This is a genomic window from Parafrankia colletiae, from assembly GCF_001854655.1.
GTDB classification, from domain to species: domain Bacteria; phylum Actinomycetota; class Actinomycetes; order Frankiales; family Frankiaceae; genus Parafrankia; species Parafrankia colletiae.
In genome coordinates, this window is record NZ_MBLM01000121.1 from 66,189 (window position 1) to 79,575 (window position 13,387).

Annotated in this window: 12 protein-coding genes; 7 read left to right on the forward strand and 5 right to left on the reverse strand. The window is 73.4% G+C overall.

What is annotated here, in order from left to right; genetic code table 11:
- Positions 1 to 22: 22 nt before the first annotated feature.
- From CC117_RS17830 to CC117_RS39175, 3 genes are all read left to right on the forward strand, one after another.
- Positions 23 to 1,141 (forward strand): glycoside hydrolase family 6 protein, encoded by a 1,119-nt coding sequence (locus tag CC117_RS17830; protein WP_071085597.1) that lies wholly within the window; start codon positions 23 to 25, stop codon positions 1,139 to 1,141.
- Position 1,142: 1 nt separating this feature from the next.
- Positions 1,143 to 2,447 carry a glycoside hydrolase family 6 protein gene (locus CC117_RS39170; protein ID WP_198541896.1) on the forward strand — a complete coding sequence of 435 codons (1,305 nt, stop codon included), beginning with the start codon at positions 1,143 to 1,145 and terminating at the stop codon, positions 2,445 to 2,447.
- A 157-nt stretch (positions 2,448 to 2,604) separates the two neighbouring features.
- Positions 2,605 to 3,099: an SCO family protein gene (locus tag CC117_RS39175; protein ID WP_241830211.1), complete on the forward strand. Its 495-nt coding sequence runs from the start codon at positions 2,605 to 2,607 to the stop codon at positions 3,097 to 3,099.
- A 36-nt stretch (positions 3,100 to 3,135) separates the two neighbouring features.
- Here the strand turns inward: CC117_RS39175 and CC117_RS17845 are convergent, their stop codons facing one another.
- Entirely contained in the window at positions 3,136 to 4,764 is a 1,629-nt protein-coding gene (locus CC117_RS17845) for a helix-turn-helix domain-containing protein (protein ID WP_071085599.1), read from the reverse strand.
- Positions 4,765 to 5,151: 387 nt separating this feature from the next.
- Here CC117_RS17845 and CC117_RS17850 point away from each other — a divergent pair, with 387 nt between their 5' ends.
- Positions 5,152 to 5,688, forward strand: coding sequence for a hypothetical protein (locus CC117_RS17850; RefSeq protein ID WP_131803089.1), 537 nt, complete (start codon positions 5,152 to 5,154; stop codon positions 5,686 to 5,688).
- Positions 5,689 to 5,935: 247 nt separating this feature from the next.
- Here CC117_RS17850 and CC117_RS17855 read toward each other — a convergent pair whose 3' ends face one another.
- Both CC117_RS17855 and CC117_RS17860 read right to left on the reverse strand, forming a co-directional pair.
- Positions 5,936 to 6,373: a BlaI/MecI/CopY family transcriptional regulator gene (locus CC117_RS17855; RefSeq protein ID WP_084132315.1), complete on the reverse strand. Its 438-nt coding sequence runs from the start codon at positions 6,371 to 6,373 to the stop codon at positions 5,936 to 5,938.
- Positions 6,374 to 6,649: 276 nt separating this feature from the next.
- On the reverse strand, positions 6,650 to 7,363 hold the full coding sequence (locus tag CC117_RS17860; protein WP_071085603.1) for a hypothetical protein: 714 nt from the start codon (positions 7,361 to 7,363) through the stop codon (positions 6,650 to 6,652).
- Between the two features lie 545 nt (positions 7,364 to 7,908).
- Between CC117_RS17860 and CC117_RS17865 the strand changes: the two genes are divergently transcribed.
- Both CC117_RS17865 and CC117_RS17870 read left to right on the forward strand, forming a co-directional pair.
- A complete protein-coding gene (locus CC117_RS17865; RefSeq protein ID WP_071085605.1) occupies positions 7,909 to 9,069 on the forward strand; it encodes a cytochrome P450 in 1,161 nt (386 codons plus the stop codon).
- Positions 9,070 to 9,243: 174 nt separating this feature from the next.
- On the forward strand, positions 9,244 to 10,914 hold the full coding sequence (locus CC117_RS17870) for a serine/threonine-protein kinase (RefSeq protein WP_071085607.1): 1,671 nt from the start codon (positions 9,244 to 9,246) through the stop codon (positions 10,912 to 10,914).
- Positions 10,915 to 10,956: 42 nt separating this feature from the next.
- Here the strand turns inward: CC117_RS17870 and galK are convergent, their stop codons facing one another.
- A complete protein-coding gene (gene galK, locus CC117_RS17875) occupies positions 10,957 to 12,087 on the reverse strand; it encodes a galactokinase (protein ID WP_071085690.1) in 1,131 nt (376 codons plus the stop codon).
- Between the two features lie 113 nt (positions 12,088 to 12,200).
- Between galK and CC117_RS17880 the strand changes: the two genes are divergently transcribed.
- Positions 12,201 to 12,758: a type 1 glutamine amidotransferase domain-containing protein gene (locus CC117_RS17880; RefSeq protein WP_071085692.1), complete on the forward strand. Its 558-nt coding sequence runs from the start codon at positions 12,201 to 12,203 to the stop codon at positions 12,756 to 12,758.
- A gap of 72 nt (positions 12,759 to 12,830) precedes the next feature.
- On the opposite strand, the gene CC117_RS17885 is transcribed toward CC117_RS17880, so the two are convergent.
- Complete coding sequence (locus CC117_RS17885; RefSeq protein WP_071085609.1) at positions 12,831 to 13,331, reverse strand: anthrone oxygenase family protein; 501 nt, start codon at positions 13,329 to 13,331, stop codon at positions 12,831 to 12,833.
- Positions 13,332 to 13,387 lie beyond the last annotated feature (56 nt).

The window sequence follows — 13,387 nt, forward strand, 5'->3', positions numbered from 1 at the left end:
GGACGAACGTCGGAGGGCGGCTGTGAAGGTGGCAGGGCCGGCGGGCCGAGCCATGCGGGTCCGGTTCCTGACGGCGCTGCTCCTGCTCTCCGTCCTCGCCGCCGCCTGCGGGTCGGGCGGGCCGGGTGGGTCCGGTGGGTCGGGTACCCCGGCGCGGCCGACCGTGGCGGTTCTCAACGCCGCCGGTGCCCCCTCAGCCGCGTGTGCCGGCGGCGCCGGCGCGGTCGGCGCCGCCGCACCACCGGCGGCGGTGGCCGGCGGTTCCACCGCCCCGGCCCCGCGGGAGCCGTTCCTCACCGACCCGGCGAGCCAGGCCGCGGGCGAGGCCGGGGCGAACCCGGCACACGCCGGCCTGATCCAGCCGCTCGTGCGGACCCCCACAGCCTTCCCGGTCGGGGACTGGCTGACCGACGTCACCGCGGCGGTGCGCCAGCGTGGCGAAGCCGCGAGGGCCGCGGGTGCCACCGCGGTCTTCATGGTCTACGCGATCCCGCACCGTGACGCCGGGGCGGGCTTCTCCGCGGGCGGTGCCGCCGACGCCGCCGCCTACCGGGCGTTCACCCGCCAGGTGGCCGCCGGCATCGGCGCGGGCCACGCCGTCGTCATCCTGGAGCCGGACTCACTCGGCCAGCTGGACAACCTCGACCCGGCCCTGCAGGAGGAGCGATACCAGCTCCTGAACGACGCGGTGGACGTCTACGCCGGTCTGGGGGGCACCAGCGTCTACCTGGACGGGGCGAACTGCGGCTGGACCGCCCCCGCCACCATCGCCGAACGGCTCCTGCGGGCCGGGGTCGCCCGCGCCCGCGGATTCGCGGTCAACGTGTCCAACTACTACCGCACCGAGGACGAGGTGGCCCGCGGAACCGCCATCTCCGGTCTGACCGGCAACTCCCACTTCGTCGTCGACACCTCCCGCAACGGCCGGGGGCCGGCGGACGGCCTGGCGAACGCCTGGTGCAACCCGCCGGGCCGGGGCCTGGGCCAGGCCCCGACGACCGCAACCGGAAACCCGCTGGCGGACGCCTTTCTGTGGATCAAGACGCCGGGCGCCAGTGACGGCGAGTGCGGCCGGGGCAACCCGCCGGCCGGCACCTGGTGGCCGGCGCAGGCGGAAGAACTCGTCCGCAACGCGGCCTGACATGTCCTTCGACCCGATGAGCTCCCCGGCCCCGCCGGGCCAGCGGCGCCCGCGCCGCCACGGCGCTGGCCGGCGGCATCCACGGCCGCGGCGGTGGGTGGCGCTCGCCGCGGTGGTGGCGGTCATCGCCGGCTTCTCCCTGTGGACCGGTGCCGGGCCGCTGTCCCGTCACGGCGGAGCGGATGCCTACCTCACGGCTGACGGGCCGGCCGAGCGCCGGGGCACTCTCCGCGCGGACTCCTCGCCAGACCAGCCCGAGCGCAGCCCCGAGCGCGCCGCCGTACCGTCCGACAGCCCGCCGGCGGCAGTGGCACCGGCCTCCTCCGCCGCGGCACCGGCACCGGCAACCGCTGCCGCCTCGTCCCCCGGCACTCCCCGGGAGACAGCCCCCGGCACCATCCCCGCCGGCGGGCGGCCGGGCGCAGGGGGCAACCCCGTCGCCGGCGCACGGTTCCACGTCGATCCGACCAGCGACGCGGCCACCGCCGCCCGCAACCTGCGCGCCACCGCCCCCGCGGACGCGGCCCTGATGGCCCGGGTGGCCGGCGGATCGGCCGCACGCTGGTTCGGTGACGCGGAGCCGGCGGTCCTGACGGCCCGGGTGAGGGCTCACGTATCGCTGATCCGCGCGGCCGGTGCCCTGCCCGTTCTCGTCGCCTACGGAATCCCGGACCGCGACTGCGGCAGCTACTCTGCCGGCGGCGCGTCCGGACCGGAGGGGTACCGGGCGTGGATCGCCGCCTTCGCGGCCGGCGTCCGGGGCAGCCCGGCCATCGTCATCCTGGAACCCGACGGCATCTCCCTGGTCGACTGCCTGACCCCCACCGGGCGGCAGGCGCGTTTCGACCTGCTCCGCCACGCGGCCGGCACGCTCACCGACGCCGGGGCGACCGTCTACCTCGACGCCGGCAACGCCGGCTGGCACAGCGCCACCGAAACGGCCGCCCGGCTGCGCGCGGCCGGTGTCGACCAGACCCGGGGGTTCGCACTGAACGTGTCGAACTTCGACGACACGGCGAGCGAGGTCGCCTACGGCCGGCAGATCTCGGCGGCCCTCGGCGGCGGCGTTCACTTCGTCGTCGACACCTCCCGCAACGGCCGGGACCGGGCACCGGACGGCGCCTGGTGCAATCCGCCCGGGAGGGGCCTCGGGGTGCTCCCGACCACCCAGACCGGAGATGCGAGTGTCGATGCGTTCCTGTGGATCAAGGTACCGGGGGAATCCGACGGGACCTGCAACGGCGGGCCGCCGGCCGGGCAGTGGTGGCCCGAGTACGCGCTCGAGCTCGCCCGCCGGGCGGCCTGACCCGCACCGGCGTGCGGCGGCGGTCCTGGTCCTGGTCCTGGCGCTTGTCGCCCTGGCCGGGTGCGGCTCGGGGCCAGGCACCCCGACCGCCGCGCCCGTCGACCTGAGCCAGGTCGACGGCGCCGCCGGCGTCCGCGGCATCGTGCTGACCACGCCGGTGCCCAAGCCGACGACCACGCTGACCGACGCTGCGGGCAACCCCTTCGACCTGCGTGCCGCCACCGCCGGCAAGGTGACCATGGTGTTCTTCGGCTTCACCAGCTGTCCGGACATCTGCCCGACCACGATGGCCGACCTGGCCGCCGCGCGTTCCCTGCTCACCCCGGCGCAGCGGGAGGACCTGAAGGTCGTCTTCGTGGCGACCGACCCCGAGCGGGACACCCCGGCAGCCGTGCGGCGGTGGCTCGGCCAGTTCGACGCGTCCTTCATCGGCGTCACCGGCACATGGGACGACGTCGTCGGGCTGGCGGGCCAGCTGGGCGTACCGCTCGCGCCGCCGCGGCAGGACCCCGACGGCGCCCGGGTCGTGCCGCACGGCTCCCAGGTCACCGCGTTCGGCCCGGACGGCGTGGCCCGGGTCGCCTACCAGGCCGGCACCACCGTCGTCGACTACGCGCACGACATTCCGCTGCTCATCCGCGGCGAGCACTGAGCCCGGCGCGGGCGGCGCGGGACGAGACACGGCCGCTCAGGGCGTCGACCACAACCGGACGGTCCGGTCGGCGCCGGCGCTGGCCAGCAGATCACTGTCCGGGGCGAACCGCACCGACAGCACCCACCCGCCGTGGCCCTCCAGCGGCCTTCCGCGCGGCGCCGGCCGGGCGGGATCGGCGACGTCCCACAGCCGGACCGTGCGGTCGAAGCTGCCGCTGGCCAGAGTGCGGCCGTCCGGCGCGAAGGCCACCGTCCAGACACGGTTGGTGTGCCCGGTCAGCGGCCGGCCGAGCAGACGGGGCGCCTTCGGATCGGTGAGGTCCAGCAGCTGCACGGCGCCGTCGCCGTCGCCGACAGCCAGCGTGCGCCCCTCCGGGGAGAACGCCACGGCGTACCCGGGAGCGGGCAGGCTCACCTCCGGACGCAGCCGGCGCGGCGCCGTGCGGTCGGTGACCTCCCAGAGCAGCAGGACCCGGCTGTTGCCACCGGCGGCGAGGATCCGGTCGTCGGCCGAGAACGCCACCGAGGTGATGTAGGCGGTGTCGCCGGTGAGCTGCGCAAGCTGCGTCGGCTCGGCGCTGGCGATATCCCACAACCGCACCGTCCGGTCGTCGCTGCCACTGGCGAGCGTCAACCCGTCGGCGGAGAACGCGACGGACCACACCGGGCCGGTGTGCCCGGCCAGTGACCGCCCGGCCACTGCCGGTCTGCTGCGGTCCGTGACGTCCCACAGCCACACGGTGCCCCGCCAGTCGCCGCCAGCCAGCATCCGACCGTCGGGCGAGAAGACGATCGACGTCACGCCGTCGAGCGGACCGGTGAGCACCAGCGGCAGCCGCCTGGGCACCCCGCGGTCCGAGACGTCCCACAGCCGTACCTCGCCGGTCCGGTTACTGGTGGCCATGAGCTGCTCGTCCGGGGAGAACACCGCTGACAGCGCCCAGTTCGCCCCGCTGGCCAGGGGCGGCCCGAGTGGCCCGGCGCGGGCCTCGTCGCCCGGTGCGACTGCCAGGGCGATGCCGACGGCGCCGAGGAGCAGCGCCACGACGGCACCAAGCACGACCACCCGCCTACCGCGGCGCCGCGCGAGCCGGAACACAGCCGCGACCGCGGGGCTCCGGAGCGCCGGCAGAAGCTCTGCGGGGGGCGAGGGCTCGGGATCCGGCTCGGGATCCGGCTCCGTGCCTGGCGCTGGCGCTGGCGCGGCCAGCTCGCCGCCGTTTCCCGCGATCTCGGCGGGCCGGCGGATCTGGGCGCTCCCGAGATCCTCACCGCTCTCCTGGTCCGCGGGTGCGGGTGCGGGTGCGGGTGCCCCGGCGCCCGCGTCGCTCCCAGGATCCCTGGAACTCTCCGCGGTCCTGGAACCACCAGCCTGCTCCCGGGAGGAAGCCCGCGTCGGTGCAGCACCGTCCGCGCCCGGCAACGCTGCGGTGGCGCGCTCCCACGCCCGAAAAAGCTGTGCTATCTCGACGCTGTCGGCGCCACACGTCCTGGCGATGCGCTCCAGCGGACCGAATTCCGACGGCACCGAACGGCCGGTGCAGTAGCGGTGCACGGTGGATTTGCTGGCGTTGACTTTTCGGCCAAGCCATTCGTAGTTGTGACCGCTACGTTTCTTCAGCGCTGCGAGGAGTTCACCCAGCTCCTCGGAGGGCGATGCCATCCGCGCAGGCCTCCACCTGATATGCACCCCGTGTCGGACCGCGAACCGCTTGTTACCACCAGTTCACGCCGGCCCGATCCGCGTCCCGGCGGGCCATGTTACAGCAGGTCAGGGCCGATCATTTGTCCCACCGTCCCAGACTGCGCCGGAGCTGTTGCCCGCCAACCGGCAGGCTGCCAGGCTGGCGAAAGATGCTGCCGGGCCGCCGGCGCCCGCAATTCCCGGCAGCTGCCCCGAAATCTTCTGGCAGGAAYCGGAAGGAATTTTACCGGTGTTGTCCCGGGCGCCGACCCGAAACAGGACCCCGCCGGCTCCGGGAGTCGACGGCCCGGCACCTCTCGCCATATGCGCCTGCGGATCAGACGCTTCCACGACAACGAGGAAAAGATGCCAAGGACACGCCGGAGCCCGAGTGACGTGGCCACCGCGACGCTGAGCCTCGCGGCCGTGGGTACCGTGCCGCCGGATCCCGCCGCGGCAGCGGTCGCCGACCTGCCTCAGGATGCGCATCCTGCCCGGCGGTGGCCGACCCGGGCGGGAGTGGCCCACGTCAGTGCAGCCCACGTCAGTGCAGCCCACGTCAGTGCAGCCCACGTCAGTGCAGCCCATGCCAGTGCAGCCCACACCAGTACGGCCCACGCCTGCGGATCTCGCGACGACGCGGACCGGATGGCGCCGGTGCATCTCCTCGCCCATCAGCTGGCCGAGGAGATCAGAACCCTGGCCGCCGACGCCCGGGCCGGGCGCGCCGAGGTGCCCCTGGCCGTCCATCCAGCGCTGCTGGCGAGCTTCGCGCTGGAGGCCCTGACCGGGCCGGACGTCACGGCGCAGGCCACGGACCTCCGCGCCCTGCGGTTGCGCCAGGTCGCCCGGAGCCTGCGCGGCGCCGCGGATCTGCTGGACGAACTCGCCACGTTCGACTGACGGCCGGTTGAGCTGTCCCGCCGCCACACACCGGCCATGGCACGGTCGCCAGCCATTCCCGGGCGCCGCACGGCGAGGTGAGGAGCCGCCGCTGCGCCCGGAATCAGGCCCGTGGGTGGGACGTCAGGTCGGGGGGCCTGACGTCCCACCCACGCCAGGCAGCGGGCAGCCGTCGGCGCTCGATCGGCCCGCTCCCCGCGGAGGGGCGTCGCTGCGCCCAGGACGTGCCGCGCGGGCTGCCCCCCGGTCAGCCGGAGACGGTCAGCGCCTCGCGGAGCACCCGCTGGTAGCCCGCGGGCAGCTGGCTGGCGAAGCAGCGCAGGACGTCATCCGGATTCTCGCCCCGGCGGACCAGCGCGACCATCTGTACCGCCGCGTGGTCCTCGGCGCGCCGCAGCGCCCGGTAGCCGAAGCCCTTTCCTCGTGGGGCGCGGTCGGCGAGCCCCTTGTCCATCAGCCGCAGCAGGGTGGTGGCGACCGTGCTCTGCGCGAGTCCGCCGCCGAGGCGCTGCTGCACCTGGAACGGCATGAGTGGCTCGTCCGCGGACCAGAGCAGGTTGAGGACCTCCCGCTCGAGCTCGCCGGAGGCACGCCGGTTCGGCGCGCCCCCAGCCGCTACCGCCGGGTGTGCCGGCGCGGGACGCGAACCGACGGAATGACCAGTGTGATGCGTTTCCTGGCTCATGGTGGCTCCCAAACGCCATGGTCCATCAGAGGTGGACCGGGTCGGGCGGCGGCCGGCCGCCGGCAGGGGACGGGGTGCCCGGACACGGCACGGCTGGCCGCAGTTGCCGACAGGGTGGATGCGGAGGCGGGCCATGCCGCCCCCGCTCGCGCTCGATGCAGTCACGCCGGCCACGCAGCCGACACGCAGCGGCGCGACGGCCCGGTGGACCAGCTGGCGAGATGTGCGAGGTGGGCCAGATAGGCCGGAGGCCTCTGACGGCCGACAACCTCGGGGTCAGTGCCCCGGTACCGCGACCGGCGGGTTCACCCTGAGAACACCGGGGCGACCCGCACGACCTGGCACCAGGCCGGCGCGGTGCCGGGGCGGCCCGCGGCGCGGCATCACATGGCGCAGCGGCAGCAGCCGCGCCGCCCCCGAGCAGGGTGGCAGTCTGAGCAGCAGCCGAACGGCCGGTGGCACCAGGCGCGCGCGACGACGCCGCAGCCGACCGGCCGCCCGCCTCACGGCCGTGGCGGCCCGGCTCGCGACCCGCCACACCAACCGCTCGCCCGCAGCCAGCCACACCGCCAGGCAGAGAGTCGCGAGACTGTGCCCTGCCAGGGCGGACACGCCGCCCGCCAGCAGGTGCACTCCTTCGCCGGTGACCGGGCCGGGAGGCGTGTGCCCGACAGCCAACGGGCCGCCGTGCTGACCGCCGGGTGCGCTCATCGCGAAAGCGAGGTGCAGGCCCGCCTGCACTCCGAACACGAGGGCGACCAGCCGTGCCAACGAGACCCGGGTGGCGGCGACACCCCAGCCGACCCGGCAGGTCAGCAGCAGGCCCATGACACTGACGGGCAGCGAAGGCGCCATGCCACCGGACGCCCGGTGCGCGGCAACCGAGAGACCGACTGTCAGGCAGGCGAACACAGCGGCACGGGCCGCACGGCCGGACCGCCCGCCGGCCCATACCGGGGGTTCCGCGGTGCCCGCAGCGGCCAGTGCCACGCCGGAGCCTCCTGGCGCGGCGGCGGCTGCTGCCGCATGCATGCGCGCTGCAGCGGCCGGGGGCGGCGTCGACGGGCCGCGCGGAGAGACGATCTCCGCCGACGGTCCATCGATCACACTGTCCAAGTGTAGTGCCGCGATCGCCCTACTCCCCGCAGCGCCGGGTCCGGGTGACTGGCGGCACGGTGCGGCGACCTGCGGTTCCGTTTCGCCCCCCGTGCATGCCGGCCCATTGACCAGCGGTTTCGTCGCAGGGTCCCGGCCACGCAATCATCCACACGATTTGGCGGATCAATCCCGCCGGGACGAACACCCCGACACGTGGCCGAGCCCCCGTTTCCCGGTGGTACCGCGCGTGGTTCCGCAGAGCCGGGCTTCGGTGGAGATGCCCGACCGACGCGGGGAACCCACCTGGAGGTCGGAGTCAGGGGTTGTCTCAATTTTGAACTTAGTATAATTTTTGGGGCCTTGTAGGCAGTGACAGGGAGGCCACCATGTCCATGGGCAGCGCGTCGTCCGACGCGGCATCGCAGGGATCGAATCCGATGGAGAACCCGGCGTTCCTGACCGCCCCGCAGGCGATCTTTCCCGCGTTACGCGCCAAGGGGGCGCTCCCGCTGGGCACCCGTGGCGTGCTGCTCACCCGCAGCGCCGACATCGCGGCCCTGCTCACCAACCCCGCGGTCTTCTCCTCGGGTGTCGCCACGACGCAGACCGGCACCGAGCGGCCGCTGATCCCGCTGCAGATCGACCCGCCGAGGCATCGCGACTACCGCAAGATCCTCGACCCGTTGTTCTCGCCGCAGCGCATGAAGCAGATGGAAGGGCCGATCACCGAGCTGGCCCGCGGACTCGTCGACACGATCGCCGCCGAGCGGGAGGTCGACTTCGTCGATCGTTTCTCGGTGCGCTTCCCGTCCCAGGTCTTCCTCTCGTTGCTCGGGCTGCCCCTCGACCAGCTCCCCACCTTCCTGGAGTTCAAGGACGGTTTCATCCGCCCCGAGGCGATCACCGGCCAGCCCCGCGGGCACGAGGACTCGGTCGCCCTGCTCAAGAAGACCGCCACAGCCATCTACGAGTACTTCGACGCCGTGATCGCGGACCGGCGTGCCAGCCCGGGCGACGACATTGTCAGCCGGTTCCTGGAGACCGAGGTCGACGGCGCCCGGCTGTCCCACGAGGACATCCTCGATATCTGTTTCCTGTTCCTGGTCGCCGGTCTCGACACCGTCTCCGCCTCGCTGGACTGCATGATGCTGCACCTCGCGCTGCACCCCGAGCGGCGGCAGTCCCTGGTGGACAACCCCGCGCTGATCCCCGGTGCCGTCGAGGAGCTGCTCCGCTGGGAGTCGCCCGTGATGATGGTGGCGCGTTTCGCCACCCAGGACACCGAGATCGCCGGCTGCCCGGTGAGCAAGGGGCAGGTCGTCACCGGCCTTCTCGGTTCCGCGAACACCGACGAGGAGGAGATCCCCGACCCGGATGTCGTCCGGTTCGACCGCGAGCCGAACCGGCACATCGCGTTCGGGCGGGGCCCGCACCGCTGCCTGGGCTCGCACCTGGCTCGTCTGGAGCTGCGCATCGCACTGCGTGAATGGCTCGCGCGCATCCCCGACTACCGTGTGCCGGAGGGTTTCGAGCCCACCTTCACGACCACGATCCGCTCGCTCGTCGCCCTGCCACTTCAGCTCGGCCAGTCCGCCTGAGCCTGGCGGCTTCGACCAGCTTCTTTCCTGGCGCCGCCGGGGGGTTGCGGGACCCGCCGATCGTCGGCAGTGTTGCCTGAACATGTCTGGTGCCCGAGTCCAGCGCGCACTCCTGGAGCCGGGCACCAGACAATGCCGCGACACGGTCTGTAACCAGGGGGAGTTCGAACGAGCGTGGACACGACCGACGCACGGATCCAGCCGCCACGGCCCGGTGAGCCGACCACACTCGGGCGGCACCGGGTCATCGGCCGCCTCGGCAGCGGCGGCATGGGGGTCGTTTACCTCGCCGACGGGCCGTTCGGCAAGGTGGCCGTCAAGCTCGTCCGCGAGGAGCTCGCTGACGATCCCGATTTCCGGCGCCGGTTCCAGCGTGAGGTCCAGGCGTGTTTCCGGGTCGGCGGAACCCGCACCGTCCGCCTGGTCGACTTCGAGCTGGACGCCGACCGGCCCTGGCTGGCCACCGAGTTCGTCGACGCACCGAACCTGGCCACGCACATCCGCACCATCGGCAGGCTCGGCGAGGACGACCAGATCACCCTCGCCACCGGCCTCGCGGAGGCACTGCTCTCCATTCATGCGAGCGGGCTGATCCACCGGGATCTCAAACCGTCGAACGTGCTGTGGACGCCGCACGGGCCCAAGGTCATCGACTTCGGCATCGCGGCGGCTGCCGACGCCGCCGCGCTGACCGTCAGCGGCCAGTTCGTCGGCACCCCCGGCTGGCACTCGCCGGAGCAGGTCTCCGGTCAGGACGCGACACCGGCGACGGACGTGTTCGCCTGGGGCGCCATCCTGTGCTTCGCCGCCACCGGTGAGCCGCCGTTCGGCTCCGGCCCCGCTCCGGCCGTCCTGCACCGCGTCCTCCTCGCCGAACCCACCATCGACCTTGACGCCCTCGCCGCACCTCTGCACGGACCGGTGACGAGCTCACTGGCCCGTGATCCCGCCGAGCGGCCGACGGCTGTCGATCTGCTCACCGCCCTGGTCGGCGCCCTCCCCGAGGGTGAGCCCGGCCTGGCCACGCGCCAGCTGCAGACCTCGTCCGCGCTGCCGCCGACCCCGCCCTGGTCCGCGACGGTCGCACCGGCCGGCGCCGGTCAGGGCCCCGGGAGCGCCGCGGGGACGGGTAAGTCCCCCGGCAGTGCGAACGCCGGCCCGCCTCCCGCCGACGGCGACGGCAGCGGGGGGCGCGGGAAACGCGGCCGGAGAAGCAGGGCACGGATCGCGGCGCTCGCGGGTGTGGCCAGCATCGTCGCCGGGGCCGCCGTCATCGCGGCCGTGGTGCTGTCGCTGCAGGGTGGCGACGACGACGGAGGCTCGTCTGCCTCCTCCTCGTCCGACCTCGACGCCGGTACCTTCAGCGCCGACGCCCCATGGCGGCTGCGCATCGACAACCGGATCGACAGCAGCGGCGACGGGTCGAGCGGCTGCACGATCGTCGTCTCGGACGTCACCACCGGGGAGAGCCGGACGCTGTCCGGTCTGTGGGGCACCAAGACCTACCAGGTCGCCCAGACCGGCGAGTTCCGTTTCGACGTCAACAACGAACAGTGCGAGGTCCAGGGCCTGCGGACGACGGGCGACACCGGGCTCCCGTTCGCGCAGGAGTCGTCCGTGGGCGACACCGAGGCGTTCCACACCGAGGGCACCGTTCAGGTCGAGGTCGTCGACTTCAACGGCGGTGACAAGTGCGAGCTCGCGCTGCACGCGCTGAGCGACGGCCGCATGCTCGACTTCACGACCGCCTCGATCAACGAGAACCAGGTCTCGCTGAACGCCGGTCAGCCCGACCAGGTCTACCTCGCGGAGCCGTCATGTGGCATCCGCGTCCTCTCCGGCTGAGCCCGGGCCGGGGCCGCCACGGTGGGTCGCGCCCCGGCACGATCATCTGATCCGGGCGGCTCCTCCCGAGGGGACGGCGTGGAGCGGCAGAGGGCGGCGGAAACCACGCCGCGCGAACGCGGCCGCCACCGCCGCGGCGACGGACGGAGCGGCCTGCGCGTCGACGAGAACGAGGACGCAGCCGCCGAAGCCACCGCCGACCATCCGGGCTCCGTGCGCGCCGGACGCCAGCGCCACCTCCACAGCAACGTCGAGCTCGGGAACCGTCACCTCGAAGTCGTCCCGCAGCGAGGCATGCGAGGCGGTCAGCAGGGGGCCGATGCGGTGGACGGCGCCACGCCGGAGCAGACCGGCCGCCTCGGTGACACGGGCGTTCTCGGTGACGACGTGGCGGGCCCTTCTGCGCAGGAGCGGATCACCGAGCCGCAGGACCCCGTCCAGCGTCGCGTCCCGCAGCGCCGGCACGCCGAGCACCTGCGCGGCCCGTCGGCAGGCGTCCTGGCGGGCGGCGTAGCGCCCGTCGACCAGCGCGTGGCGGGAACGGGTGTCGATCAGGAGCAGGGCCAGCCCGGCGGCGGCCGGGTCGAACGGGATCTGCTCGTAGGCCAGCGAGCGGGTGTCGAGGAGAAGCGCGTGTCGCTCCGTGGCCAGCAGAGATGCCGACTGGTCGAGGATCCCGCAGGGCACCCCGACGAACTCGTTCTCGGCCTGCCGGCCGAGGTGGGCCAGTTCCATCCGGCCGAGGCCCAGGCCGAACAGGTCGTTCAGGGCCAGCGCCGTCGCGCACTCCAGGGCGGCCGAGGAGGAGAGCCCGGCCCCGACCGGTACATCGCTGTCGACCACGATGTCGACGCCGCCGATGTCGTGGCCCGCCTCCCGCAGCGCCCAGGCGACCCCCGCGACGTAGCCGCTCCAGCCGGCGGCCGCGCCGGGTGCCAACTGCTCCAGCGCCCGGGCATACGGTTCGTGCGGCTGCTGCGCCGAGCGGGCGACGAGCTGCCCGTCGCCCCGGCGGCCGGCGGCGACGACCACCCGCTGCGCGAGCGCGATCGGCAGTACGAAGCCATCGCTGTGATCGGTGTGCTCCCCGATGACGGTGACGCGACCCGGAGCCGCCCAGAGCCCGTCGGGGCGTCGCCCGACGCTTGTCAGGAACAGGTCCGCCGCCCCCATGATCACTTCTCGAACGGTACCCGAGAAGTCCACCCCGGCGGATGTTTGGGGCGCGGGTGCGAGGTCACGTCCAGGGCAGGACCTTTTGTCTGCCGCCAGCGGAGGTGACCACCATGACGCACAGCCTCGAGAACCGGAGGATCGCGATCCTCGCCGCCGATGGTGTCGAGCGGGTCGAGCTTGACCAGCCCCGCGGGGCGCTGCTGGGCGCCGGCGCGAGCACGGAGGTCATCTCGGTCCACCCGGGTGAGATCCAGACCCGGCAGTTCGACACGGACCCCGCCGGGACCGTCCCCGTCGACCGGCTGGTGTCCGATGCCTCGCCGGACGACTACGACGCTCTGCTCCTGCCAGGCGGGACGACCAATCCCGATCATCTGCGGATGAACCGGTACGCGGTCAGCTTCGTCAGGTCGTTCGCCGAGGCCGGCAAGCCCGTCGCCGCGATCTGCCATGGGCCCTGGCTGCTCGTCGAGGCCGACGTCGTACGCGGGCGTCGGCTCACCTCGTGGCCGAGCATCCGCACCGACCTGCGCAATGCCGGGGCGGAGGTCGTCGACGAGGAGGTCGTCGTGGACGACAACCTCATCACCAGCCGGTCGCCGGCTGACCTGCCGGCGTTCTGCCGGACGATCGTGGAGCGCTTCGCGCTGTCCCGGGTGCCGGGCTGACGGGCTGACGGGCCGACGGGCCGACGGGCCGACGGGCTCGCAGGGCTGACCGCCCGGGTCCGACCCGGGCGGTCAGCTCCCACCGCGGCCCTCGAGGACCAGCGCCCAGGTCAGGCAGCCGAACGCGGCCAGGGACCCCGCTGTCCGGACCAGGTTCCACCGGACCCAGGTCGCCTCGAAACGGGCCCGCACCGCCGCCAGATCGACAGCCCGGTCCGGGTCGCCGGCGGCCACGAGCCCGTCGTTGAGGGGCACGTTGACCGCGCCGGTAACGACGATCGTGAGGCCGTACAGGAGGAACGCGGCGATGATCCAGGGCAGGGCCGGGCGCGCGCCCGCGCCGAACTGCGCGGCGACCGCCAGTCCGGTCAGCAGCAGCGCGCCGATGAAGACCAGAAAGAACCAGCCGTTGAGGATCGCCCGGTTGATCGACTGCATCGAGGCGACGAAGGTGCGGTCGTCGGTGGCCCGCAGGCCCGGCATGACCGAGCACGCATAGGCGTAGTACAGGCCGGCCATCAGGCCCGTGGTCACGGTGGCGGCGATCAGCGAGCTGTTCCGGAGCAGGTCCATGCGCATCCTCGTCCTGTCGTGCGGCGCTGGCGTCATCTCCATCCAGTGAAGGACGG